General features: G+C 47.7%; 16 protein-coding genes. 4 read left to right on the top strand and 12 right to left on the bottom strand.

What is annotated here, in order from left to right; translation table 11 throughout:
- Positions 1-567 precede the first annotated feature (567 nt).
- Entirely contained in the window at positions 568-768 is a 201-nt protein-coding gene (locus H6F51_01680; protein ID MBD1821231.1) for a hypothetical protein, read from the bottom strand.
- 486 nt (positions 769-1,254) lie between these two features.
- Positions 1,255-7,089 (bottom strand): HAMP domain-containing protein, encoded by a 5,835-nt coding sequence (locus tag H6F51_01675; GenBank protein ID MBD1821230.1) that lies wholly within the window; start codon positions 7,087-7,089, stop codon positions 1,255-1,257.
- A gap of 283 nt (positions 7,090-7,372) precedes the next feature.
- On the opposite strand from H6F51_01675, the gene H6F51_01670 reads away from it, so the two are divergent.
- The gene (locus tag H6F51_01670; protein ID MBD1821229.1) at positions 7,373-7,693 is read left to right on the top strand and encodes a hypothetical protein; all 321 of its coding nucleotides are present in this window, start codon (positions 7,373-7,375) and stop codon (positions 7,691-7,693) included.
- A 63-nt stretch (positions 7,694-7,756) separates the two neighbouring features.
- Here the strand turns inward: H6F51_01670 and H6F51_01665 are convergent, their stop codons facing one another.
- A complete protein-coding gene (locus H6F51_01665) occupies positions 7,757-8,278 on the bottom strand; it encodes an O-acetyl-ADP-ribose deacetylase (GenBank protein MBD1821228.1) in 522 nt (173 codons plus the stop codon).
- A gap of 388 nt (positions 8,279-8,666) precedes the next feature.
- Between H6F51_01665 and H6F51_01660 the strand changes: the two genes are divergently transcribed.
- Together H6F51_01660 and H6F51_01655 are read left to right on the top strand one after the other, a co-directional pair.
- Positions 8,667-9,473, top strand: a complete 807-nt coding sequence (locus H6F51_01660) for an AhpC/TSA family protein (GenBank protein MBD1821227.1) — start codon at positions 8,667-8,669, stop codon at positions 9,471-9,473.
- Positions 9,474-9,503: 30 nt separating this feature from the next.
- A complete protein-coding gene (locus tag H6F51_01655) occupies positions 9,504-10,724 on the top strand; it encodes a saccharopine dehydrogenase NADP-binding domain-containing protein (GenBank protein ID MBD1821226.1) in 1,221 nt (406 codons plus the stop codon).
- Positions 10,725-10,985: 261 nt separating this feature from the next.
- Here H6F51_01655 and H6F51_01650 read toward each other — a convergent pair whose 3' ends face one another.
- The 4 genes from H6F51_01650 to H6F51_01635 all read right to left on the bottom strand — a co-directional run bounded on the left by H6F51_01650 (position 10,986) and on the right by H6F51_01635 (position 14,928).
- On the bottom strand, positions 10,986-11,465 hold the full coding sequence (locus H6F51_01650) for a hypothetical protein (GenBank protein MBD1821225.1): 480 nt from the start codon (positions 11,463-11,465) through the stop codon (positions 10,986-10,988).
- Positions 11,466-12,163: 698 nt separating this feature from the next.
- Positions 12,164-12,751, bottom strand: coding sequence for a hypothetical protein (locus H6F51_01645; protein MBD1821224.1), 588 nt, complete (start codon positions 12,749-12,751; stop codon positions 12,164-12,166).
- Positions 12,752-13,431: 680 nt separating this feature from the next.
- Positions 13,432-14,535 (bottom strand): catalase family protein, encoded by a 1,104-nt coding sequence (locus H6F51_01640; GenBank protein ID MBD1821223.1) that lies wholly within the window; start codon positions 14,533-14,535, stop codon positions 13,432-13,434.
- A 129-nt stretch (positions 14,536-14,664) separates the two neighbouring features.
- The gene (locus tag H6F51_01635; GenBank protein ID MBD1821222.1) at positions 14,665-14,928 is read right to left on the bottom strand and encodes a hypothetical protein; all 264 of its coding nucleotides are present in this window, start codon (positions 14,926-14,928) and stop codon (positions 14,665-14,667) included.
- A gap of 555 nt (positions 14,929-15,483) precedes the next feature.
- Here H6F51_01635 and H6F51_01630 point away from each other — a divergent pair.
- Positions 15,484-16,101, top strand: coding sequence for a hypothetical protein (locus H6F51_01630; GenBank protein MBD1821221.1), 618 nt, complete (start codon positions 15,484-15,486; stop codon positions 16,099-16,101).
- A 9-nt stretch (positions 16,102-16,110) separates the two neighbouring features.
- Here H6F51_01630 and H6F51_01625 read toward each other — a convergent pair whose 3' ends face one another.
- The 5 genes from H6F51_01625 to H6F51_01605 are packed head-to-tail and all read right to left on the bottom strand — an operon-like array spanning position 16,111 to position 24,802.
- Entirely contained in the window at positions 16,111-18,555 is a 2,445-nt protein-coding gene (locus H6F51_01625) for an acyl-CoA dehydrogenase (protein MBD1821220.1), read from the bottom strand.
- A gap of 24 nt (positions 18,556-18,579) precedes the next feature.
- Entirely contained in the window at positions 18,580-19,755 is a 1,176-nt protein-coding gene (locus H6F51_01620; GenBank protein MBD1821219.1) for an acetyl-CoA C-acyltransferase, read from the bottom strand.
- Positions 19,756-19,765: 10 nt separating this feature from the next.
- Positions 19,766-22,012, bottom strand: coding sequence for an enoyl-CoA hydratase/isomerase family protein (locus H6F51_01615; GenBank protein ID MBD1821218.1), 2,247 nt, complete (start codon positions 22,010-22,012; stop codon positions 19,766-19,768).
- A gap of 19 nt (positions 22,013-22,031) precedes the next feature.
- Positions 22,032-23,885 carry an AMP-binding protein gene (locus H6F51_01610; GenBank protein ID MBD1821217.1) on the bottom strand — a complete coding sequence of 618 codons (1,854 nt, stop codon included), beginning with the start codon at positions 23,883-23,885 and terminating at the stop codon, positions 22,032-22,034.
- 47 nt (positions 23,886-23,932) lie between these two features.
- A complete protein-coding gene (locus H6F51_01605) occupies positions 23,933-24,802 on the bottom strand; it encodes a lysophospholipase (protein ID MBD1821216.1) in 870 nt (289 codons plus the stop codon).
- Positions 24,803-25,175 lie beyond the last annotated feature (373 nt).

Below are 25,175 nucleotides of genomic sequence, written 5' to 3'. Positions count from 1 at the left end.
ACAGGCTCCATTGAATCGTTGTTTGATTCCAGACTTGAGTTTGTGCTTTTGGGATTTCCGTCCGAGTTCTCGAAAGGGGGGCTTTGAATTCATGCGCTTAATATCATCTCTGTAACGAACTGTACCAATCGTATTATCTTAACGTCAGCTCGACGGATTTCCTCGCTGCGTTTAGGCTCGATCCTGCCCCCTAAATCCCCCACGGGTGGGGGACTTTGACGGTCGGGAGAACTCATGAGATTGGGGAATTTTGCTTCTCCAAGTCCCCCACCCGTGGGGGATTTAGGGGGCAACGCGCAGATCTAAACGTAGTCAAGAATTTGCGTCGAACTCACGTTATCTTAAGCGCTCACTTCTTAAGCGCTCACTCCAAAGATTTCTTCGATGAATCTCGCTTGAGACACACTGTCCTCTTTGTGAACTCCTTTCACTTGTCCTTCAACTGGTTGCGGATTTTGCATAAAAGTTAACAGGAGAGATTGAATCGCAAGGTCAGATTGAGCTTTCACAGGAACAGAACGATCGATTGGGATCGGCTTCCTGCTACTTTTGCCCATATTTCTGATTTCAAGGCATGACCATTCTGGGTCTCTGTTCAAAACGTAGCAGTAAGCGCTTGAACTTATCCTCCCAAGCAAAGATGCGCTCAATGGTGCGAAAGCGCTCCTGAAAGATGGCTGGGTCGAAAATCGGTTTGCGTGCCCGCTTCGGAATTTTTCTGCTGCGCGGATTTGCAGGAATATTCGGAACCCTGCCGCGATTGAAAATGGCTTTGCGGTTGGCTCGGCTATCGTAAACGCTATCCAAGCTGACGATCATCTGGTTCAGGTCGAGTCCGACCTGCTGAGCGATGCGGGTGACTTGTGGCAGGGCGGTCTTCAACAGGGGCGCCTCGTTGCGATTGCTGGGTGCTGCAATGAACGGAAATCATGCTGTCGCCCTTTGCCAAACGCAGTACAGACAATCAGTTCACTGAGATAGTCTACGACGACTTGAGCTTTGAGTGTGTGCCATTTTTGCTTGCCACTGTAGTAGGGTCGTTGGTTTTTTATAGAGCAGGTTAATCAATTGCCGATTTGGTCGATCGATCAACCCCTAACCCCTACCTGTCCTGCTCGAAAAGAACAACCCGAATAGGAAAAACCATTATGAGAACAGGACAAGCGATCGCTTTAGTTATTTTTATTGTCTGTCTTTGTTTTTCCTAGTGTATGAGTGCAGGAGACATAGGGGAGTTTCACGGAAAGAATAGAACTAGCGCTGAAGCCAAACTCGAAGTACGGAGAGGAGTTGATCAGTTTCGACAGGCTTAGTGATGTAGTCTGATGCTCCGGCTTCCATACATTTTTCTCGATCGCCCCGCATCGCTTTTGCAGTCAGCGCAATGATCGGCAAGTCTCGAAACTGGTTGACCTGTCGAATCGCTCGTGTTGTTTCATAGCCATCCATTTCCGGCATCATCACATCCATCAACACTAAATCAACATCTGGATGCTCTTGCAGCATCGTAATGCCTTCTCGACCATTTCCTGCGTAGAGAATTGCCATCTGATAACGCTCTAGTACACTCGTCAAGGCAAAGATATTCCGAATATCATCATCCACGATGAGAATTTTCTTGCCTGCAAGTGTAGTATCCTGTTGCTGAGATCGCTCTAGCATCTGTCGCTGCATTTCCGGTAAGTTCGCTTGCACGCGATGCAGGAACAAGGCAGTTTCATCAAGCAAGCGTTCTGGCGATCGTACATCCTTGAGAATGATTGTGTCTGAAATGCGCCGCAGTTCTCGTTCTTCTTGAGCGGTAAGCTCTTTTCCGGTGTAGATGATAATGGGTAAATGGGCGAGGCTCTGTTCTTGCTTGCCTTGCTCAAGGAAGGCAAATCCATCCATATCGGGCAACCCTAGATCTAGAACAAGACAGTCAAAGCGTTGCGATCGCAGCATTTCTAGCGCTTCTGCCCCAGTTGCTACAGCCGTACTGACTACATCCGTACTGCCAATCAACTCAACAATGCTTCGACGTTGCACGTCATCATCTTCCACAATGAGCAAACTCTTCATTGGTCGCTCGACGAATTCTTTGATGCTTGCCAAAGCATTGAGTAGAGATTCACTGTTCACTGGCTTTTGCAGGTAAGCGATCGCACCCTGCCGTAAGCTCCGTTGTAAGCCCTCCTCAACGGACATGATGTGAACGGGAATATGGCGAGTGTCATTGTGGTGTTTCAGCCGATCTAACACCATCCATCCATCCAGAACGGGCAGGCGAATGTCGAGCATGATTGCCGTAGGTTTGAACTGTTGTGCTAGTTCTAGACCAACATTGCCACGTGTTGCAACGATGCCTTTGAAGCCTTGCTGCCGTGCTAAATCCAGTAGAATTCGAGCAAAATTCACATCGTCTTCGATAATCAGCAGGGTCAGGTCTTCCGGCTGAATGCTGTCTCGGTCATCTTCGATCGCACGCTCAAACACCGTAATCGCTGTTTCTGACTGATTGCTGATAGGGGTTGGAGCTTCGGAGGCTGATCGCATTGCCGTAGACCGAGCTACCGAAGGTTGGGAAGCGGAGAGCGCTGACTCAGACCTGGATGAATCCCAACGTCCGCTATCACTTTGGGGTAGATATAGCGTAAAAGTACTCCCCCGCCCTAGTTCGCTTTGCAATCGAATTTCGCCACCTAACAATCGAGCAATTTCCCGACTGATCGATAAGCCTAAGCCTGTACCACCGTACTTACGGCTGGTCGTCCCATCTGCCTGCTGAAATGCTTCAAAAATCACCTGTTGTTTGTTCGGAGCGATGCCAATTCCAGTGTCAGAAACGGCAAAGGCAATCACACGATCGGCACGATTCAGGGTGTCTTGATCAAAGCTCCAGCCCCCAGATGCAAGACTTACTCTGAAGCTCACTTGACCTTGTTCAGTAAACTTGAAGGCATTCGAGAGCAAGTTTTTCAGCACTTGCTGCAGCCGTTTCGCATCGGTGTACAAACTGCGCGGCAACTGCGGATCAAAGTGCATCTGGAAATCAAGACTGCGATCTTGGGCAACTTGCCGGAAGGTACGATCGAGATGGTTACGCAGGTCAGTAAATGTCATTGGTTCTGGATCAAGCGACATTGTTCCCGATTCGATTTTCGCTAGATCCAGAATGTCATTAATTAGCCCCAGCAAATCGTTTCCAGAAGAATGAATGGTTCGGGCATACTCGATTTGCTTATCCGTTAGATTGCCCTCAGTGTTATCGGCAAAGAGACGGGCAAGAATTAATAGACTGTTGAGCGGCGTTCGCAACTCGTGTGACATATTCGCCAGAAACTCAGACTTGTATTTAGAACTCAGGGCGAGCTGTTCGGCTTTTTCTTCCAACGATCGACGCGCCTGCTCAATCTCTTGATTTTTGCGCTCAACTTCTCGGTTTTGTACCGCTAACAGTTCTGCTTTTTCCTGGAGTTCTTCATTGGTTTGTTGGAGTTGCTCCTGTTGATTCTTGAGGAGTTCTTCAGAAGCTTTCAGCGATTGTGCTTGTTGTTCTAATCGTTGATTGGTTTCTGTGAGTTCTTTCTGCTGGCTTTGGAGTTCTTCTGCTAAAGATTGCGACTGTTTGAGGAGTTCCTCGGTTCGCATACTAGCCGCGATCGTATTGAGTACGATCGCAATACTCTCAGTTAACTGGTCGAAGAAGGTCAAGTGAATATCGCTAAACCGAGAGAACGAGGCAAGCTCGATCACAGCCGTCACCTGCCCTTCAAATAACACAGGTAGCGCAACTGCGTTGAATGGAGACGCTTCGCCCAACCCCGAACTAATCTTGATGTATTCGGGCGGGACTTCGGTGAGCAAAATGCGCTCTTTTTCTAACGCACATTGTCCGATGAGTCCTTCTCCCAGTTGGAAGCGGTTGCCTAAGTGCTTGCGTTCTCGATAAGCATAGGTGCTAAGTAGCTTGAGATAAGGCGCATGATTCTCGCTCGCTTCCATCAGATAAAAGACCCCGTGTTGCGCCGAAACCAAGGGAGCCAACTCCGACAGAATCAGTTTGGAGACCGTCTCCAGATCGCGCTGACCTTGCAGCATTCGAGTGAACTTCGCCAAGTTGGTTTTGAGCCAGTCTTGTTCAGTGTTCTTTTGCGTCGTTTCGCGCAGGTTAGCGATCATCTGGTTGATGTTGTCTTTGAGAACCGCGACTTCTCCTTTTGCTTCAACGGAAATCGATCGCGTTAAATCTCCCTTCGTAACCGCCGTTGCGACTTCAGCGATCGCTCTTACTTGCGTTGTCAAATTGGCTGCGAGTTCATTCACGTTGTCGGTCAAATCGCGCCACGTCCCCGATGCCCCCGGAACTTTCGCTTGTCCTCCCAGTTTGCCTTCGCTTCCTACTTCTCGCGCTACGGTGGTCACTTGTTCTGCAAACGTTGCCAACGTATCAATCATTTCGTTGATCGTGTCGGCTAACGTTTCGATTTCACCTTTGGCATCGAGCATTAACTTGAGTTTCAAGTTTCCGTTAGCAACCGCAGTGACCACTCTTGCAATGCCTCGCACTTGAGCTGTGAGATTGCTTGCCATCGAGTTCACGTTATCGGTCAAATCCTTCCAGGTTCCAGCGACTCCAACGACTTGCGCTTGACCGCCTAACTTCCCTTCAGTCCCTACTTCACGGGCGACCCGTGTCACCTCCGAGGCAAAGGAACTCAACTGATCGACCATTGTGTTGATGGTGTTTTTCAGGTCGAGGATTTCACCTTTGACATCGACGGTGATCTTTTTGGATAGATCGCCATTCGCGATCGCAGTTGCCACTTCTGCAATGTTCCGTACCTGTGCTGTGAGATTGCCCGCCATCAAATTGACGTTATCGGTCAAATCCTTCCAGGTGCCACCCACACCTCGGACATAGGCTTGCACGCCCAACTTTCCTTCGGTTCCCACTTCTCGCGCCACTCGCGTCACTTCCGAAGCAAAGGAATTAAGCTGATCCACCATCGTATTGATCGTGTTTTTCAACTCTAGGATTTCACCTTTGACATCGACCGTAATTTTCTTCGATAGGTCGCCATTTGCCACCGCCGTTGTCACTTCAGCAATGTTTCTCACTTGCGCGGTTAAACTCCCCGCCATAAAGTTCACGCTATCGGTGAGATCTTTCCACGTCCCTGCAACGCCCTTGACTTCTGCTTGTACGCCTAGTTTTCCTTCTGATCCCACTTCCCGCGCCACGCGGGTGACTTCTGACGCAAAAGAATTAAGCTGATCCACCATTGTATTAACGGTGTTCTTCAACTCTAGGATTTCACCTTTGACATCGACCGTAATCTTTTTGGATAGGTCACCATTCGCAACCGCAGTCGTCACGGCTGCAATATTTCTCACTTGTGCGGTTAAACTCCCCGCCATGAAGTTCACACTGTCGGTGAGATCTTTCCACGTCCCGGCAACGCCACGTACATCTGCCTGGACACCAAGTTTTCCTTCGGAACCCACTTCCCGCGCCACCCGCGTCACTTCTGAGGCAAATGAACTCAGCTGATCCACCATTGTGTTGATCGTGTTCTTAAGTTCGAGAATTTCGCCTTTGACATCGACCGTGATTTTCTTGGACAGATCTCCATTTGCAACGGCTGTGGTTACTTCAGCAATGTTCCTTACCTGTGCGGTCAAATTACCTGCCATGAAGTTCACGCTGTCGGTCAGATCCTTCCAGGTTCCGGCAACGCCACGCACTTGAGCTTGCACCCCTAACTTCCCTTCAGTTCCCACTTCCCGCGCTACCCGCGTCACTTCCGAAGCAAAAGAATTGAGCTGATCCACCATGATGTTGATGGTATTCTTCAGTTCAAGAATTTCGCCTTTGACATCGACCGTGATTTTCTTCGATAGGTCGCCATTTGCCACCGCAGTCGTCACTTCTGCGATGTTTCTCACTTGCGCGGTTAAACTCCCCGCCATAAAGTTCACGCTATCAGTGAGATCCTTCCAAGTTCCGGCAACTCCCTTGACCTGCGCTTGACCGCCAAGCTTTCCTTCTGCTCCTACTTCGCGCGCCACCCGCGTTACTTCCGAAGCGAAAGAATTAAGCTGATCCACCATTGTATTAACGGTGTTTTTCAACTCTAGAATTTCACCTTTGACATCGACCGTAATTTTCTTCGATAGGTCGCCATTTGCCACCGCAGTCGTCACTTCTGCAATGTTCCGTACCTGTGCTGTGAGATTGCCCGCCATCGAGTTCACGCTATCGGTCAAATCCTTCCACGTCCCAGCAACCCCTCGGACATCTGCTTGCACGCCCAACTTTCCTTCGGTTCCCACTTCTCGCGCCACCCGCGTTACTTCCGAAGCAAAGGAATTAAGCTGATCCACCATCGTATTGATCGTGTTTTTCAACTCTAGGATTTCACCTTTGACATCGACCGTAATCTTTTTGGATAGGTCGCCATTTGCCACCGCAGTCGTCACTTCTGCAATATTCCGTACCTGTGCTGTGAGATTGCCCGCCATCGAGTTCACGCTATCGGTCAAATCCTTCCATGTACCCGCGACTCCGGGCACATCTGCTTGCACCCCCAACATTCCTTCGGTTCCCACTTCCCGCGCCACCCGCGTTACTTCCGAAGCAAAGGAATTAAGCTGATCGACCATGGTGTTGACGATCTGAGCCGTTTGCAGAAATTCCCCTTGTAGGGGTCTGCCCTCAATCTCAGTCGCGATCGTTTGAGTCAAATTTCCGGTTGCTACTGCCCGAATCACCCGCGTCGTCTCGGTCATAGGCTGCACTAAGTCTGTGATCAGCGTATTCACAGAGCCGATCGATGCCTTCCATGCTCCCCGCGCATTCTCGATCGCAGCACGTTCGCTAATTTTGCCTTCTTTGCCAACCACGGTGCTGATGTGTTCTAGCTCGGTTGCCATTTGCTCATTCATCTCGATGATGTCATTGAGCGTATCGGCAATTTTCCCTGCAATTCCGGTTTGGTCGATCGGCATTCGGACAGAGAAGTTGCCCTTTTTCACTTCAACCAGCGTTCTGAGAAGCTGCTGAAGGTCAAGATTATCCGGTTCGCTGGTGAGAGGTGCGGTTGTCATGGCAAGGTAGGCAGGTAGTTTAAGCCAAAATCAGAATTTTCTCTGCCTCAATTCGATACCAGAGACGTATTCCGAACTCATTATCCATCTTCCATGTCTATATATGACCTCTACCAATAGAGGTAGTTTTTGCTGCTTTCTATCTTGTTCTCTATCCTTAGATAGAGGATAACTTCCTGCTATCAGTTAAAGTTTTCTCAGGGAGGACTGTAGCGTCTCGCTTAGCATTTCGCTAAATTGATAGCCTAGATCCTGCTAATTTAACGAAGAAAGGAATCAGCTTTTGAAAGGTCAGTCGCTCAACCAAGAACCCAACGCCGAAGATTTCAATCGCTTAGTCGATTCTGTCGTCAAAGCTGTGCTGAAAGTGGGTCAGAGCCAAAACCTGGAAGAAGCGATCGTAATTCGCAATGAACTGCGTCGTCTGCCGGATGCACTACTCACCGAAGTTCTCAATCAGGTGATGCTACATCTTGTGTCGGTCGATCCGCTCTTATGTCGCTGGTTTATTATTGATGTTTTTCTGCGCGATGCTCCAGCAGAAGGTAAAGCAGATGTAGCAGAGCGAATAAACCTCCTATTGGCGGATCTGCAATCGAGCTAGTTCTCTGGCTCTTTCTGCTTTAATTGTGATGTTTCTGACAAGTGCTTTGAAAAGATAGACCAGTTACTCGATCGTAGTCAAAGCAGTTTGATACGCGCTGTAGACTTCGGAGCTGAAGCAAGCGAAAACTACTTTTTCGATCGCGTCATTCTCATGCAGAAAGCTGATTGTTTCTCGGAGCGCAATCTCACAAGCTTGCTCGATCGGATAGCCATAAACGCCACAACTAATCGCCGAAAATGCGATCGTTCTCACTTCATGTTGAATTGCCAATTTCAGGCTTTCGCGATAGCAAGAGGCTAGGAGTTCTGGTTCACCCTTTCTGCCGTCTTGCCAAACAGGGCCGACTGCATGAATCACAAACTTTGCAGGCAGTTGATAGCCTTTGGTGATCTTAGCTTGCCCAGTTTGACAGCCTCTCAGCATCCGACATTCTTTAACCAATTGTGAACCTGCGGCGCGGTGAATCGCTCCATCAACGCCACCACCGCCTAAAAGAGAGCTATTTGCAGCATTCACGATCGCATCAACTTCGAGTTTAGTAATATCCGCAATCCTGATTTCAAGTTTGTCGATTACAGTCATCTTGATTTCCTCTCAATGCAGCGATATAGAGGCTTCACCTGCATTAGAACTTTACCGATTTACTACATATAGCAATCCTAAGTCATTTGTGAGATGCGTAGTTGATCGCGCCCCCTAAATCCCCCAGAATGAAAGAGGAAGACCGAACTGGGTGAGACAGGCGATAATACTGCTCATGAGTCCGACCATCGTTACGTTAATGGGAGCGAGGAGATGCAGAACCGTCGATGATGCTGGATCAGTAGGCAATTTTTTCAGAAGCAATTAAAGTTCCACTTGCCGATCTACCGATTAAAAAAGTCTCCCTGGTTGCCTAAGTGCCAAGATTAGGCGAGTGAAGAGGTTTCTCTGACGACTTAACGCACTGTTATTTGTATATTTGCTCACTATGGACTTATACGATCGCTTGAGCCAAACCAAACGCCAACGCATCAGTGATGGAGCTACTGTTCCGATCCTAGAGGGATGTGATTCCACTCCTCGAACACTTGTGTTGCTCTGGTCACAACTGGGGGATTTCGACAGTCTCGAATACGCTTGGTGGATACAGCGAGAGGCGCAATTACTCCAAACAGGTGGAATCGTGGTTCGTGCTGTTGGAATCGGCGATCTTAAATCCGGCGAGAAGTTCTGTGCATATACAGGTTTTTCTCCCGATTGCCTCTTTGTCGATCCGACAGCGGAACTACATCAGCAACTTGAGCTATCCCCTGGATTGTCGCTCAAGCTTTCCTGGCTCTCTCCATCACAAAACGCTTGGCTCAATCTATGGCTGATGTGTGCTGGCATAGGTAGCCCTGGAACCCTAGCGGAAGTCTTTCGAGGCTATCGAGGCGATCGACAAGCCCCACAGTTGATCGCAGATGAAGAGACTGTCAAAGCGCCACCGCTCCCACCGCTTAAAGGCTCTACCTTTCGATGGGCGGGGGGTAGCGGTTTCCAGCGTCCGTTTGAACTCGCCACTTTGCGACTGCGAAATATGACAGAAGTGCTGAGCCATTGGAAAACTTATGTCCCTGACTCGGCATATCTCACGCAGCGCGGTGCAACGTTTTTGTTTGATACTCAGGGTCAGTTGCTTTATGAACATCGAGATCAGGCAATTCTGGGGTTTGCGAAGCAGATGAGCCGACCGCTCTCGTTTCTTGACTCGCTGCCTGATCTAGCGCCACCTGATCTAGCGCCACCTTTATAGTTTGAAGTCCTGCTGCTGAGGGTTTTTGTGATGTCTGAACGTTCCTATGATGTTGTTCTGTATGGTGCAAGTGGATTTGTTGGCAAACAGACTGTGCAATATTTTGCCAGGTATGCTACTTCTGAATCGGTGCGCTGGGCGATCGCAGGGCGAAATCGCCAAAAGTTAGAAGCAGTTCGAGATGAAATCGGCGTAACCGTGGATGTGCTAGTTGCTGACAGTCAAGATCAGCAGGCAATTGATGCGATCGCATCTCAAACACGGGTCGTTCTTACCACGGCTGGCCCCTTTGCACTCTACGGGAATGCCCTGGTGGATGCGTGTGTGCGACTCAAAACGCACTATGTTGACATCACTGGAGAAACGCCTTGGGTGAGAACGCTCATCGATCGCTACCATGCTCAAGCCGCACTCGATGGCACCCGCATTATTCCCTGCTGTGGCTTTGATTCTGTCCCATCCGATTTGGGCACTTACTTGATTGTTCGCTACATCCAACAGGTATTGCATCTGCCCTGTCAGCAGGTGAACGCTTACTTTCAGGTGGTTGGAGGCTTCAATGGAGGCACACTAGCGTCTGCGTTCAACCTCTATGATTCACGAAGGCTAACACAGATGAATGAACCCTTCTTGCTGAATCCATCTCAAAATCAGACTCAACCTCAGATCGAGCGCAATCGTGACCCACAACTTCCCTCTTTTGATCCAGATCTCAACACTTGGATTGCTCCCTTCTTTATGGCACCTGTCAACACCCGCATTGTTCGTCGGAGTTGCGCTTTGCTTGAGGAATGGCAAGAACCTTATGGTGTCGATTTCGCTTATCAAGAGTATCTCAAACTGGACGAACCCCTCGCAGGGCTGAAAGCAGTTGGTTTGACGACAGGGTTTGCGTTATTGATGGGAGCAGTGCAGCAATCTGCTCTACGATCGCTGATCCAACCGATTTTGCCTCAGCCGGGAAGTGGGCCCTCTGAGCAAACGATGAACGAGGGATGGTTTTCCTGTGAATTAGTCGGCACTGCATCTGATGGACGCAAAGTGCGAGGCATCATTCGAGATCAAGGCGACCCTGGCAATCGAGCGACTGTCAAATTCGTCTGTGAAGCTGCTTTGAGCCTGGCGCTTCAAATCGATGAGTTACCTGGCGGTTTGTCGAGAGGAGGCATTCTCACGCCAGCGACAGGTCTAGGGAATGTTTTAGCAGAACGATTGCGCCGCGCGGGGATGACGATCGCCATTCCTATCTAATTTTGCGGTGTTACTGAATGAAAAGATGAATTAGCTTGGCATGGGTACATCCCACAATTTGATACCAGATTGATTTGTGGATGCGACAGATTCTCGCCCCCTAAATCCCCCAGAATGGGGGACTTTGAGTATGATCTATCGCGTTTGCGAAGCAAGTTCCCCTTCGGGTAATCGCAGTTCCAACAAAAAGGAGCCAGGGATCAGTCTCTGGCTCCTCTAAATAATGTAAGTGTGCGATCGCGGTGCTCTGGGTGTTCGCGCTCACTCTTTGACTTTTGATTTTTCAGCTTCTTTGTCTTTCTTCTTGCCTTGTTGGGCAAACCGTTGCTTCATCTCGGTCATCATGGCTTCTAGGCTTGCCCCTTGACCACTGGCTTTGGCATAGCGATAGGCAGACAGGGCATCGTCGTAGACTTCTGAACCGATTGCGGTCGCAGTCGCGTTGACCAGATCGAGCAATCGGGTGAGGGCAAGCGCGATCGTAGAGAGATCATCGAAGGTTGCCAAATCGCGTTGATATTGATTCACATCAAAGGAGCGGGGCAAGAATTCTGGGTCTTGCAGAATCACTTCTAGGACTTTGCCCGCAAAGCTGCGGTTTTTGTCGCCCATGCCGGAGAGCGATCGACGTTCTTCTGCGGTGAGATCGCGCAAGGGGGGTAACTTGTCTCGCAGGAGTGTGAGCAGTTGCAGAATTTCATCACGGTTGATTTGACTCAAGGAACTTACGTCAGCAGACAGAGAGGTTTCAGATAGAAAGGTGACTGGGGTGGATGTGGTTAGCGCAGAGCGTAACTTCGCAGGAACCGCAGACCCATTGCCATTACTTGTACCATTGGTGCTTTTTCTCGTGGACATACTGTAGAAGTTGATTGCGAGACTGCTTTCAGCTTGCCCAGGTGCGATCGTGAAGAGAACATTGCTTAGCAGATTGCAGGATTTACAAAGGGCGAGGGTTTGGTGCGACCTTGATCAGAAAGACTTCGGCAGCGAACCGGACTCCCATTGGAAATGAACCCTACTCACTTTAGAGATCACTCTCACTCGTCTCGGCAGTGAACTGGACTCATGTTGGAAGTGAACTGGTTTGACTTCAGCAATAAACCGGATTTAGGACAGGGGTGAACTGAGTTAGTTCCAGCATTGAACTTTGCTGATGCGGGAGGCAAACTGACCTTTTTTCCAGAAGCGATCTTAATTCAGTTCAGCGGTGAACACAGTTCACTTCAGCAGTGAACCTCACTGACTCTAGGAGCAAAGTGACCTCATTCTCGAAGTGACCCTCACTCAGTGGAAAGTGAATTTTTAAGAAGGTGGGGTGCGATCGTATTAACGGTTCAAATCAGCGGCAATAGACAACCTTGAACTTAGCAACAGCATCCCTCAACCGTCCGTTGCATTTGAATTGTTATACTGCATCCCATAATTCTTATCTCCTGTTAATTTTGACCTCTTGAACTTGGTAGAATGCGTTTTGATTTTCTAAATAGGATTTGAGTAGCGTTTAGGTAAATAGCTAGTGCAAACAATGCAACTAATGCGTAAATAGCAGCATACCAATGCGGCTTTTGCAGTGCCAATATAATACTAGGTAGTACTGTAACAGTAAGTGCAATTAACAGATATAATCGAGCCGCAACTGGTAAATGTTTTTGTTTGTGCCAGTACTCCCAATTAGTAGCAAAGTTAAAAATGGGTGTATCAGGTTGAGCTAGAATTCTTCTTATTTCCTCTTCATAAAGCTGAATTTGAGACAAGTAGTAGTTGATAAGGGATTGCTTTAGCAAATCTCTTGTGCCAATAATTGCGACAATAAAAAGAATAGCAAGAAAGCCTAGAAGAACAATGAAAGAGGAAGCTGTTGTTAGCTCGGCAATAGGCTTCCAAACAAGTAAAACACCAATCGCGCTAAGCAGCTTGAAGTCATCAAATGAACTCTTAGCATAAGAATCACACAAGTCACCTAAACGAACATACTCTTTATATAAATATTCCAAGAGTTGTAAATCCTTGTGTAATTCATCCATGTTCATGTTGACATATTAGCTGCTGAATTCTCAATTATCCCACTAGTTGCTGAAAACAAGAAACGAAACCCTTAAACAAACTCTTGCCGAGGGTTAAGCAGTATAACTTGTTATTAGACGGAATGTGCTTTCTTCCATTCTGTCTATCTCTCCCAATTGGATGGATTAGATAGAGAAAAGCCGCATCTAATGCCTCAAATCGATAGATTAGACAGACTATTTTCTGTCTAACACTCGCAATTAGAGGATTAGGCAGATTGACTTCTACATAACACCCTCAAGTTAGAGATTAGGTAGAGTGTCTTCTGTATAAAACGCCTGTGCAGCGAGTTATACAGATTAATGCCCATATAATATCCCTACTCCCAAAAGTCATTCTCATTTCTTCGAAAATCTTGATTAACTCTGGAGCAACCCCATTGCACTCTTCTAACAACCGTCCGAAGCTCACCCTTGATCCTCTAAAGCTGATTCACGAACTCCCAAAGCTGATACCTGAGTTCTAAAGCTCAACCCACGGCACCTCCTATCTTGTCTTAGCTGTCGATCGCATCACTCGCTTTTGCAGTTTCCTAACTTTGAATATGTTCTTTTCAAGGTCGTCGGAGTTTGCAGGATTGTTGTTACAAGAAAGTCCAGATGCGATCGCCAATCAAAGTAATCCCTCGAAGGCATCCTTTCTAATCGGGCATCTCCTCAATACTACGTGGCTCTCCCTTTGGCTGTTGGTTCATCTCATGTCGGTAACGACTTGAAGCCTCATAAACCTCCCTGCGAAGGCGCTGAATTGCTCCTAGCGGTTGATGCTCGGCAATGGTATGCCAGGGGCTGAAAGACAGCACTTCATCTACATACACCTGACGGGCTGGACTATAAGCTTCCTGCATCCCAATTGTGATTTTAGCGATCGCTTGATAAGGACTGTCCTGCTCTGACCACTGCACCGAAGTATCTTCGATTGGCATGGTCTTCAAATTAGTGCAAAGCTGGACACGCAACTCATACTCAGCCGACTGTTCTCGAAAGAACTCCACAATCAAATCGCGCAGAGTAGAAGCACTCTGCATCTCAATTCTTTTGTCGATCAGCATCTGGAGACTTGCAGAGAGGGGAACTGCGCTTAACTTAGCAACGTAGTCTCCATAGCGCAGGGCAGCAGAGGTATAGTACGTCTCTCCTAAAATATGAGTTTCAGGTTGCGTAATTCCCAATGCAGTCGGATAAAGGTTGATGCCTACTTTCTGAGTGACTGCATTCACTGTGCGGGCAGTCAGTCCTAACAGTTGTTGCGCCTCCTCTGGAGCACTGACCACTACCTTTTCCTGAAGCAACTGTTCAGGGAGAAAGCGAGCAAGATTCCCTGACGGAAAAACCGGACTGCTGAGCATCAGAAAATCTTGAGTCACAGCATCGGGTTCAGTAGCAAGAAGCTTCGGCTCTTCTACACCAATCACCTTAATTGCCATGCCACGAAAGGTCGAAAGACTATCCGGTAGAATGTCACCCGGAACACTTGAGAAGCGAATCATCACCGGATAAGTGCGGGGTTCGCGGAATAACCCTTGAGCAAGATGAGTAGGTAAGTTGTCGTAAACTTGCAGTTCCCCCTTCAGTCCGCCATGACTTTTCGCATGAGCGCCGCGCATGGCATGACGATGTTTGTCGAACACCTTTTGTCCTTGCCGAGCAACGGAGTCCATAATTTGGCGGATGAGTTTATCTTCATCCGATTGCTTGACTTCTACATCGTGGGAGTAGCGAACGTATTGATTTGAGTTGGTCATTCAGCAAAGAGCCTGGGAGGTGAATTCAAACGGTAGCCGTTTAATCATTCGCAACTAGGCTCACTTTCTTCATCCCCCTTATGTCAGAAATCTGATGTCAGAAGTCTGCTATTCGATATCGCCAGCCTTTTAGCGCGCAACAATCCACCCGTAAGTCAAAACGCCCAATCCCAAAACGCCCACGATCGTCTCTCGCTGCTCATCCCACAGCCGACGAACTCCGCTGAAAAAATGGCTGAACGCTGCTCGTCGCGATTGCCCCAACTCTGCCATCAATCCTTTAACTTTGGCATCGACTTCTTCAATCGGGACTTCCCCTCGTTGGTAAGCGGCTTCGAGTTCATTCAGTTTGTGCCAATACTCATGCGTTGCTTCTAACAAATTCGGATTCATAAAATGAAAGGCGTTGTATAAACTTTTGTAAAGCCTAACGCACTTGATTTAGCAGCTTGGTCTGTAATTGGGCAGAGCTATTGTTGTCGATCGGTAGAATTGAGTCTAAAAACCGTTAGCGATAGCAACATGAACTAAGTGCAAAACGATACCGAGAACAGCTACACCAACGATTTGTAAATTGGCGAGAAATCGCTTGCGAATGCTGCACCATTTCCTTGATATTCCGGCAGTGTAAAAGCATTGACCTAAATACCATCGAATCGCGCCGATTCTGCCGATCGCATTAAGTCTGCAAGTCTGCTTCTGCTTGCGTTATCACTCCGAGCAACGATAGTGACATACCAACTTCAAGGAAGGGCATAAATTAATCTTGCGGTTCCTAAAAGTCCTTTACAATGATGGATAGCTTTGTATCTCCTCTGCTTTAGCTGTATTAACTCAGAACATCACTGTTCTTCACACTGATTATCAGAAGCCTTTTGTAAATATCTCTAGTTGGGGCTTTATCATGTGCATTTTTGGAAGAATTTTGCGAGGTTAGGAGGCCAACCCATGTCCACAGCCTTAAAAGTCGCCATCATTGCGGCGCATTTTTTTATCTATTTGGTGGCTGCCATCAATATTTGGATCTTTTCTCAACGCAGCGAATTTTATAGAACCGTTGTTAAGTTGAGATCGCTACCGCTGATCTACTGCGGGTTTGCCTGCTTTGCGATCTCTACGTCCTACGAAATTGCTGAACACATTGGCGATGACTGGCTCTACAAAAGCCACATTTCTCCGCTTAACCACCTGTTCTACACATTTACTACAGCAGGAATATGTCTGATTGCACTAGGGCTGAGAAAATCTCGGCTCCTGGATGTCCTACTCATTGCTAGCCTGATTGCTGTACCTTTGAGCTATGGGGTGAACGACAGCAAAAGTCTCATGCTACTCATTTCGCTCATTCCTACAATCATCTTTGTTTATAACTGGTACGTAGTGATGCGAGATTGGCGAGTCTTTTTGTTTCTACTCTTCTCCAATGTGTTTGCCCTGGGATTTGGCGTTGCTTTGATCGCGACCGGTCAGCAAGTACTTCATCTGTTTGTGGGACCTGCTTCTGCAATTGGACTTTTGATTTTGGGCTATGTAGCCTGGGTAAAACCTAAACGCCTTAGGAGCTAAACGGCAGCTTTACGTGAGTGAGAGTTTAGCGGAATCTGCGGTCTTCACGTGCGAAGAGAAACTGCTTGCGAATGCTGCGCCATTTCCCTGATATTCCGGCAGGGTAAAAGCATCAACCTGAATGGCATCGAATCGTGCAGATTCTGCCAAACGCATTAAGTCTGCTTCTGCTTGCGTGATCACTCCGATTTTCAGCGCTGTCTCGACTAATGTTTCTCCTTTTTCTTGGGGGAACTGTCCTGAGCGGCTTGCTTGCTTGACCTTCTTGATCACGGCTTCAGCCTGCTCACAAAGCTGAAATGCTTGCTCTAATCGTCCCAATGCTTCATCAGAATGCGTGGGAATGTAAACGCCAGCCGTGAGCCGGTCACGACTTTCTCCGGTCGTTTGTAATGCTTGTGCAACTTGACTTCCGAGTGTATCAGTCGGAATGGTGCTGAGCGGATTGATTCTAACGAAGCTCAGGAGAATTGATCGGGCGATCGTCGGAATTGGCAAGTTCGCTAGAATCCCTTCTAAAGCTTGTTGCATTTGAGCAAAGCTATAGTTCATTGCCCATTGTACAAAGATCAAATCTGCTGGCTGCTCTCCTTCGGCTGCAAATCGTCTTAATGTTGCCATGCTGAGATACATCCAAGATAGCCAATCCGCAAGTCTTCCGGTCAGTTTCTCATGGCGTTTGAGCGTACCCCCCAAACCGACTAATAAGAGATCAGTGAGAAATGCAAACATGGCAGAAGACCAAGCCAGCTTTTGATAGTAGCGCTTTGTGAATTTGGTTCCTGGTACTAGAGCAAGATAGCCACGAGATAAACTGAGTAGAATTGATCGAACTTTATTCCGAACGATCGAACCAATGTGTTTCCACAAGACTTGATCAAATGAGATCGCATCTCCCGCTTCAATTGCTATCACTTCCGCATAGAGATAAGGATGACAGCGAATCACACCTTGTCCAAAGATCATCAAGGTGCGCGTGAGAATGTTCGAGCCTTCGACTGTGATCGGAATCGGCATCGCAGTGTAGAAGTTTGCTAGGAGATTTCTTGACCCGCGACAAATACCTGAGCCGCCAAGAATGTCCATGCCGTCGTTGACTAATTTGCGCGTGATTTCGGTGAATTGATACTTCGCGATCGCAGAAACAACCGCTGGTTTTTCACCCGCATCAACCGCACCCGCTGTATAGATTCGAGTCGCATCTAGTAGATAAGTCAGTCCGCCAATTCTCGCGAGCGGTTCTTCGATGCCTTCAAATTGACCAATTGATCGACCAAATTGCTGTCTGACTTTGGCATAATCACCTGTGACACGAGCAACTAACTTCGCAACTCCCGTACAGCTTGCCGGAAAGCTAATGCCTCGCCCTGCCGCTAAGGTTTGCATAAGCATCTTCCAACCTTGTCCAGCTTGCTCTACACCTCCAATGATTTGATCAGTTGAAACAATCACATCTCGACCTTCAACCGGGGAATTGTAGAACGGAACTCCCATCGGATCGTGTCGTTTTCCTAGAATCATGCCCTCTGTATTCGCTGGAATCAGAATGCAGGTAATTCCGACCTCTTCCCCTTTGCCGAGTAGATTGTCTGGGTCATAGAGCTTAAAGGCGAGTCCGATTAAAGTTGCGATCGTGCCCAAGGTAATATAACGCTTGCGGAAGTTCAATCGCACCCACAGTTGACCCTCATCTCCTCGAAATACAATGCCTTTAGCGGTGATACTTGCGGCATCTGATCCCGCAGTGGGTTCGGTTAAAGCAAAACAAGGAATTTCGTCACCCTTTGCAAGTCGAGGGAGGTAGTAATCTTTTTGGGCTGAAGTTCCATAATTGAGCAATAGCTTAGCGGGACCGAGAGAGTTCGTGACACCAACAGTCGCAGTATAGATAAACGATCGAGAAGCAAGTTTTGCCATCACACTGCTATAGGCAAAGTTCGAGAATCCCAAGCCGCCATATTCGATCGGGATCATCATGCCAAAGAATCGCTCCTGCTTGAGATAGTCCCACACTGCGACAGGTAAATCCTTGCGCTGATGAATGTCCCAATCTGTTGCCATTTGACAAACTTGCTCAACGTGCGTATCCAAGAATGTCTGCAATTCGGGTGTGACTTCAGGATAGATAGCCTGATTCATGCGTTCAAAATCCGGCGCACCTGAAAAGAATTCTCTTTCGATCCAGACGGTTCCAGCCTCGATCGCGGCACGCTCCGTGTCCGAAATTTTAGGGACACGCATTACTTTCATGATTGGTGTTGTTAGCACTCGTCGCCGAATTTGAGGCACTGCTAGAATTAGCCCGATCGCAGCATAAATGCCCCAGAGCCAGAGTGATGCATTGAAGATAAAAAGCGCGATCGCGCCATATCCTAACCACATCCAAAGCGGCACACCGATAAATCCGAGCGTCAGTAGCAAGACAATCAGGAGTGCAAATTGTAAGAGAAGCATAGTTTATTCTCCGAATCAGAGGCGCTACAGACTTTCAAATACTGCCGCCGCGCCCATTCCACCACCGACACACATCGAAGCCAATCCGTAACGAACACCTCGGCGTTTCATCTCATGTAGTAAGGTTGCTGTCACCCTCGCTCCCGTACATCCCAAAGGATGTCCTAATGCGATCGCACCTCCATTCACATTCACAATCTCCTCATTCAGCCCTAACTTGCGAATCACGGCTAAGGATTGTGCGGCAAATGCTTCGTTTAACTCAATCAATCCGATGTCTTCTAGTCCCAGACCGACTTGCTGTAAAACCTTAGGAATCGCCAAGACCGGCCCCATGCCCATGACTTCAGGCGGGACACCTGCAACAGCAAATCCTAACATTCGTCCTAAAGGCTGAAGCTTGAATTCTTTCAGCTTCGCTTCACTGACTAAAATCGTCGCTGCTGCACCATCCGAAGTTTGAGAAGAGTTTCCGGCTGTGACTGTTCCTTCTACCCGAAACACCGCAGGTAACTTTAAGAGCGCTTCTAGACTAGTATCTGGTCTCGGTCCTTCATCGGTTTGCAGAATACTTTCCACAACTTCAGGCTTACCATCCTGATAAATCGTTTCGTGAATGGGAACCGGAATCAACTCATCGTGAAATCGCCCTGTTTGGGTTGCTTGAATGGCGCGTTGATGCGATCGCAGTGCAAACGCATCTTGATCGGCGCGAGAAACATCATACTGCTGTCTGACGTTTTCTGCTGTCGCTCCCATAGTGCAATACACTTCAGGTAGCTCTGACATTAAAGCTGGATTCGGCAACAAATCATGCCCGCCCATCGGAATTAAGCTCATCGACTCTGCACCACCCGCAACCATTACCGCTGCTTGTTCGGTCACAATTGCTTGATGTGCCAGTGCGATCGCTTGCAGTCCCGATGCACAAAATCGATTTACGGTTGCTCCTGCTACAGAGTCAGGTAATCCAGCCCGTTGAGCAATCACTCGCCCTAAATTGAATCCTTGTTCTGCTTCGGGAAAGGCACACCCAAAAACCACATCTTCAATCTGATTGAGATCGAGATCAGGAACTGTTTCGAGTGCGGCTTTGAGTACGATCGCGCCCAAGTCATCGGATCGCATGTTCCGCAGCTTTCCGCGGGGTGCTTTAGCGATCGCAGTTCTTACACTACTAACAATATAAGCAGGTTGCATAATGTTCTCCTCAATTGCGGAGCGGCTTTTTCGTTTTGAGCAAATGTGCAATTCGTGCCTGAGTTTTTGCCTGATGAAGCAGCGGCACAAATGATTCACGTTCGAGTTGTAATAGATAATCCTCAGACACAAAGGCAGGTGCAGTTAGTTCTCCGCCTGTCATCACAAACGCTAGTCGAGAGGCTAAATAGCGATCGTATTCACTCGCATATCCAGCTTGTTCAAACACATAGGCCGTATGTTCTAATGCGGCTCGTCCGGCTTGTCCAAGTACGAAAATTGAACAGTTCTGAGCAGGTGGAACATAGCCAATACGATCAAGATGTAAGACTTCTGCTTTTGCAACTTCTAATCGATGTTCTCCATTGATCAAAATTTGCGCATCACACGGCAAGAAACCTAGCATTTGTGCTTCTGCGGCACTGGTGGAAACTTTAGCTGTAGCGATCGTTTCAAACGCAGTTCTCAAAAAAGGTAAAACCTGGCTTGGCGTTTCTGTTGCAGACCGTTCTGCGGCTCGACTCACCATTCGCATCAGTCCCCCCGCCCCCGGAATCAATCCCACTCCAACTTCCACCAGTCCAATGTAGGTTTCAGCCGCTGCAACGACTTTCGGGCAAGCCATAACTAACTCACATCCACCTCCTAACACGCGCCCCTGAATTGCTGCAACAATCGGCTTCGGCGAGTAGTGAATTCGCTGAAGCAATGCTTGAAACTCTGAGATTAAAGTCTCGATCGCGCTCCAGTTTCCGGTTTGTGCGATCGTTGCCATCTCTACGAGATTTGCTCCGCCTGAGAAATGATCGCTATTGTTCCCGATCACCAATCCTTTGTAGTCGGTAGTCTCTAGCATTGATAGCGCCACTGCAAAGCCTTCGAGCACTTTGTTGCTTAGTGTATTTCCTTTCGATCGAAATTCGTACAATAGCACTTGATCGCCCATGTCTAACAAAGCAGCTTCCGCATTCTGCCAAACGGGTTGTTTCTCCTCAATCACAACGTTTGGATAAAAAGAGTGTTTAACCCAATCAGGCACTGTCATTTGTGCAGCTTGCATATCTGCTAACACCGTTTCAAATCCAAGTAAATCCCAAAGTTCAAACAGCCCAATCTCCCAACCAAACCCCCAGCGCATGGCTCGATCGACTTCATGCGGATCATCGGCAATCTCAGGAATCCGATGTGCGCCATAGTTCAGCATCTCTAATGTGCTTTGTCGGAAGAAGTCTCCAGCGCGTCCTGGACTGGTGTAAAGCCTGCGGATGCGATCGTGCAAAGGTAAAGCGTTAATCTGATCCAATTCACCCAAGTTCAAAGGCTGAGCAGGTTCATAAGCAAACGTCTTTGGATTGATCGATAAAATCTGTCCCTGCTGCTTTTTATAAAATCCCTGTCCACTTTTCGCGCCTAATGTCCCAGTTGCAACCATTTTTCTCAACACATCCGGCACACGGAACATCTCGCGATGCTCATCCTTCGGTGCAGCTTGGTAGAGATGATCGGCAACTGCGACTAAGGTATCTAGCCCAACTAAATCTGCTGTCCGAAATGTGGCTGATTTAGGTCTACCAATCAGGGTTCCGGTTAACGTGTCGATTTCTTCGATCGAATAACCCTGCTCAGTCCAAGCCTTCAATCCCAATAGCGTGACAAAGATGCCAATCCGATTCGCAATAAAGTTCGGTGTATCTTTGGCAATCACCACGCCTTTTCCTAAGTACAACTCAGCAAACCATTTCATGCGATCGAGGACTGCCGCATCCGTGTCTTGAGTTGGAATCAGTTCTAGCAGTTTTAGATAGCGCGGTGGATTAAAGAAGTGGGTTCCTAAAAATCGCTTGCGAAATGCTTCTGAGCGTCCTTTAGCAATCCAGCGAATCGGCAATCCACTGGTATTTGTCGAAACGATCGTTTCAGGCTGAATAATTGATTCTAAGCGTTCCATTAACTGTTGCTTGATCTGCAAATCCTCGATCACGGCTTCGATGATCCAATCAACCGAACGAAGTCGATCGAAATGCTCATCAAAGTTACCCAGCGTAATTTTTCTTGCAGTCTTTTCCGTAAATAAAATCGGTGGTGATAGTTTCAATGCCTTTTTAAATGCACCTTCAACGACATCATTTTTCGCTCCAGTTGGAGCAGCAATGTCTAAAAGATGCACAGATAATCCAATATTTGCCAGATGTGCTGCGATCTGACTTCCCATCACACCTGCGCCTAATACTGCGACTGTTCGGAATGGTTGAAACATAAGATTAAAATCCTCCCGATTAAGAGGTTGTAAATCGAGGATTCAGCGATCGAGCAAAGGTTGGACAAGCTTCAACCGCAAGGATCGGACAGTCTAACTCTTGAAGATTGAAGTCTGAAGCGTCTTGAGTCTTATCTTCACTGTACAACAATCGAGTTTCTTTGGTCAGTTCAGTTAAATTCGTCGCATCACTGATTAATCGAAACCGCTTCACGGCTGCCCAATAAGGCTGATGACAGTTCGCTTCATCGACGGTTGCGCCCATCAATCGCTGCACACAAGGATGCTTAAGTAATGTTGCTGGATCGCCTACTAATTTCTGATGCTGCAATGCTTCAATGTTTGGAACAATTAGCGCTCCACACACCTTTTGTCCTGCTCCAACCACGATCGCATCTTTCACCAACGGCGATCGTTTTAATCGTGCCTGGATCGGATGCGGTGCAACATACTTTCCATTCGCTAACTTAAACAGCGCTTTTTTCTGTCCAGTCACTTGCAAAAATCCATCGGTTGACAACGTTCCTAAATCTCCCGTATGTAGCCAACCTTCAGGATCGATCGCTGCTTCAGTTGCTTTGGGATTTTGATAATACCCGCGCATCAGATAAGCTCCCCGCACTAGAATCTCGTGATCAGGCGCGATCGCGACTTCCACGCCTTGAATCACTTTCCCGACTGTTCCAGCACGATTCGCACGATCGCGATTACAACTCACGACTGCACTTGCCTGTGTCAACCCATACCCCTGATAGATATCAATGCCCGCTGCCGCAAACACGGTCGCTAGCTCTGGCTTCAACGCTGCCCCACCACAAAGCACATACTTTAATCGATTTCCAAACAGCGATCGCCACCGTGAAAACCCAAACCGAGCTACAAATTTCTGCAAGAGCGGATCAATTCTTGACTGTCCAAGCTGATGTCGTTTTGCTAGCTGCAATGCCAGCTTAAATGCAATTCGTTCCCGCTTAGAAGTCAATTTCTCCGACTGTTCCAACGTTTTGCTATAAAGCCGCTCTAGCAATAAAGGAACAGTTGCCAGAATCGTCGGCTTGACTTCTTGCAGATGTTTAAACACGCGATTGGCAGTCGAGAAATAAATTGTATGTCCATAGTAAAAATGACCATAAATCAGGCATCGAGCGAACACATGAGTTAGAGGCAGAAATGAAAGAGAAATTTCTGCTGTTCCCCATTGCAGCCGCGATAAAGCTGCGAACGCAGCCAAGGCGTTTCCAGCAAGGCTTTCATGCGTGAGCATGACTCCGAGCCATTCTCCATCGGCTCCAGGGACATACACGATCGTTGCTAAGTCTTGGGGAGAAAGCAATCGATACAGTGCATTGACTCGATCGATCGAATGCGTCACGCAACTGATTTGATCAAACGAGTAGAGGCGCTGTGGATCATTGGATCGCCAGCCTTCGGGAACTTCAGCTAAAAGAATATATTTCAGCGGATCAAGGTAAGGTATCACCTGCTGAAGCAAATCTAGATTTGAAACGATCAACGCCTTTGAGCCGCTTTGTTTCAAAATTAAAACAATCGTTTCCGGGGTTTGAGTCAGATCAATCGGGACATCAATCAATCCGGCGATCGCACATGCCATATCTGCGATCGCAAAGTTCACATCACTCGACATTAACAACGCCACTCGATCGTCCCGCTCCAATCCGAGATCGAGCAAGCCCAGCGCTAAAGATTCCGCCTGCATCTGAAAAGCTCGATTCGAGAGCGATCGCCATCCTGCATCTGTCCATTGATTTAAGGCAGTTGCATTCGGGCGCAGATTGCAGGCATCTGATAACAATGATGGTAAAGTATGTCCTAACAGAGCGGTTTCTGGATTAAGTTTCTCAGCATCAATCATCGTCTCCAAGAAGAAAACAATTCTTCTCCTCCATCAGTGAATCACGCTTAAGCTTCAGTTAAAAACGGCTGACAGGTCTTTGCCCCAATCAAATGCCGCTTCAACCAGTTTTCGAGATCTAAAAACACCAGTTCATAGTCCGTATCCACGAATAGATCGTGATAACTCCCCGGATATTCCCGATGTTCTTTATCTGGAAAAATCACCTCTTGGAAAAAGAGACGACTGCCTTCAGGCAAAGTGACCCGATCGCTACTTCCATGCAGAATCAACAGCGGAATTTTCAATTCAGACGCATGACGATAAATCCAGCGAACCGTTGAGAAATACTCGGTTGCAAGTCGAGCGCTGCCATACTCATGCCGCAACGGGTCTTGTCGATAAGCTTCGACGACTTTTGGATTGCGTGATCCAACATAGTGGTGAATCCCAAGCCGTAAGCTAAATCTCGGCACAAATCGCGACATCAATCGCCCGATCGCGAGTTTCGTGCGAGAAACGCTGACTTTGCTCAATGCAGGAGCCGTCACAATCAAGCCTTGAATTTCGTCGGGAGAGCGCAGGACATAATCCAGCACGATCGTTCCCCCCAAGCTATGTCCCCATAGAATGAGCGGGCAACTTGTACGCTGCGATCGCACAAAGCGCAGAAAGATGCGTAAGTCTTCTCGAAACTCCGCCCAAGCATTGATATGTCCTCGTTGTTCCGCCGATCGTCCATGCCCACGTAAATCGAAAGCATAGACTTCATAGCCTTGAGGGAGTAAATACTCCACCGCAGTCTGAAACACATTACTGTGTCCACCCAATCCATGAACTAACGTTACAACTGCCTGACTCGGTTCGTCAGGATGCCAACTTTGATAATAGAGATTCACCCCCTGCCACCCGGCAAGAGTTCCTTCTCGATGTTTCATAGCATTTAATCCTTATCTCACAGGTCACTTTTGTAGGTGAAGCGCGAAGCAATGATCCTGAGGCGATCGGGTTAAACTAATATTGAGAACAATATTACTTGTTATCGTATCCAGTACAACTTTACATATCTCCAAAATCGCTCATAGAATCGTTAACTTCACTTTAGTTAATTAGACAGTCACCATCAAGTTTCTGAGTTAATTTTTAACAATTGTCATCGGATTTACCCTTTGATATAGCCTAAGTCAACCGTCAACGGTGGCAGGTAGTGGTGTTCTAAGACTGTTTGAATTCTGCAACAAGTCTCAGACCATTGCTCAAACGGAATGCTTAGAAATGCGTGGTGAATTGAATCATAATTTAACTTGCTAA

Source organism: Cyanobacteria bacterium FACHB-DQ100, assembly GCA_014695195.1.
Classification (GTDB): domain Bacteria; phylum Cyanobacteriota; class Cyanobacteriia; order Leptolyngbyales; family Leptolyngbyaceae; genus Leptolyngbya.
This window is presented reverse-complemented; position numbering and strand designations above follow the sequence as displayed.

What these genes read in the sequence shown, in the direction of transcription:
- H6F51_01675 (MBD1821230.1), bottom strand. Translation starts at nt 7,089, where the DNA reads ATGACAACCGCACCTCTCACCAGCGAACCGGATAATCTTGACCTTCAG.
- H6F51_01665 (MBD1821228.1), bottom strand. Translation starts at nt 8,278, where the DNA reads ATGACTGTAATCGACAAACTTGAAATCAGGATTGCGGATATTACTAAA.
- H6F51_01660 (MBD1821227.1), top strand. Translation starts at nt 8,667, where the DNA reads ATGGACTTATACGATCGCTTGAGCCAAACCAAACGCCAACGCATCAGT.
- H6F51_01655 (MBD1821226.1), top strand. Translation starts at nt 9,504, where the DNA reads ATGTCTGAACGTTCCTATGATGTTGTTCTGTATGGTGCAAGTGGATTT.
- H6F51_01645 (MBD1821224.1), bottom strand. Translation starts at nt 12,751, where the DNA reads ATGGATGAATTACACAAGGATTTACAACTCTTGGAATATTTATATAAA.
- H6F51_01640 (MBD1821223.1), bottom strand. Translation starts at nt 14,535, where the DNA reads ATGACCAACTCAAATCAATACGTTCGCTACTCCCACGATGTAGAAGTC.
- H6F51_01635 (MBD1821222.1), bottom strand. Translation starts at nt 14,928, where the DNA reads ATGAATCCGAATTTGTTAGAAGCAACGCATGAGTATTGGCACAAACTG.
- H6F51_01630 (MBD1821221.1), top strand. Translation starts at nt 15,484, where the DNA reads ATGTCCACAGCCTTAAAAGTCGCCATCATTGCGGCGCATTTTTTTATC.
- H6F51_01625 (MBD1821220.1), bottom strand. Translation starts at nt 18,555, where the DNA reads ATGCTTCTCTTACAATTTGCACTCCTGATTGTCTTGCTACTGACGCTC.
- H6F51_01620 (MBD1821219.1), bottom strand. Translation starts at nt 19,755, where the DNA reads ATGCAACCTGCTTATATTGTTAGTAGTGTAAGAACTGCGATCGCTAAA.
- H6F51_01615 (MBD1821218.1), bottom strand. Translation starts at nt 22,012, where the DNA reads ATGTTTCAACCATTCCGAACAGTCGCAGTATTAGGCGCAGGTGTGATG.
- H6F51_01610 (MBD1821217.1), bottom strand. Translation starts at nt 23,885, where the DNA reads ATGATTGATGCTGAGAAACTTAATCCAGAAACCGCTCTGTTAGGACAT.
- H6F51_01605 (MBD1821216.1), bottom strand. Translation starts at nt 24,802, where the DNA reads ATGAAACATCGAGAAGGAACTCTTGCCGGGTGGCAGGGGGTGAATCTC.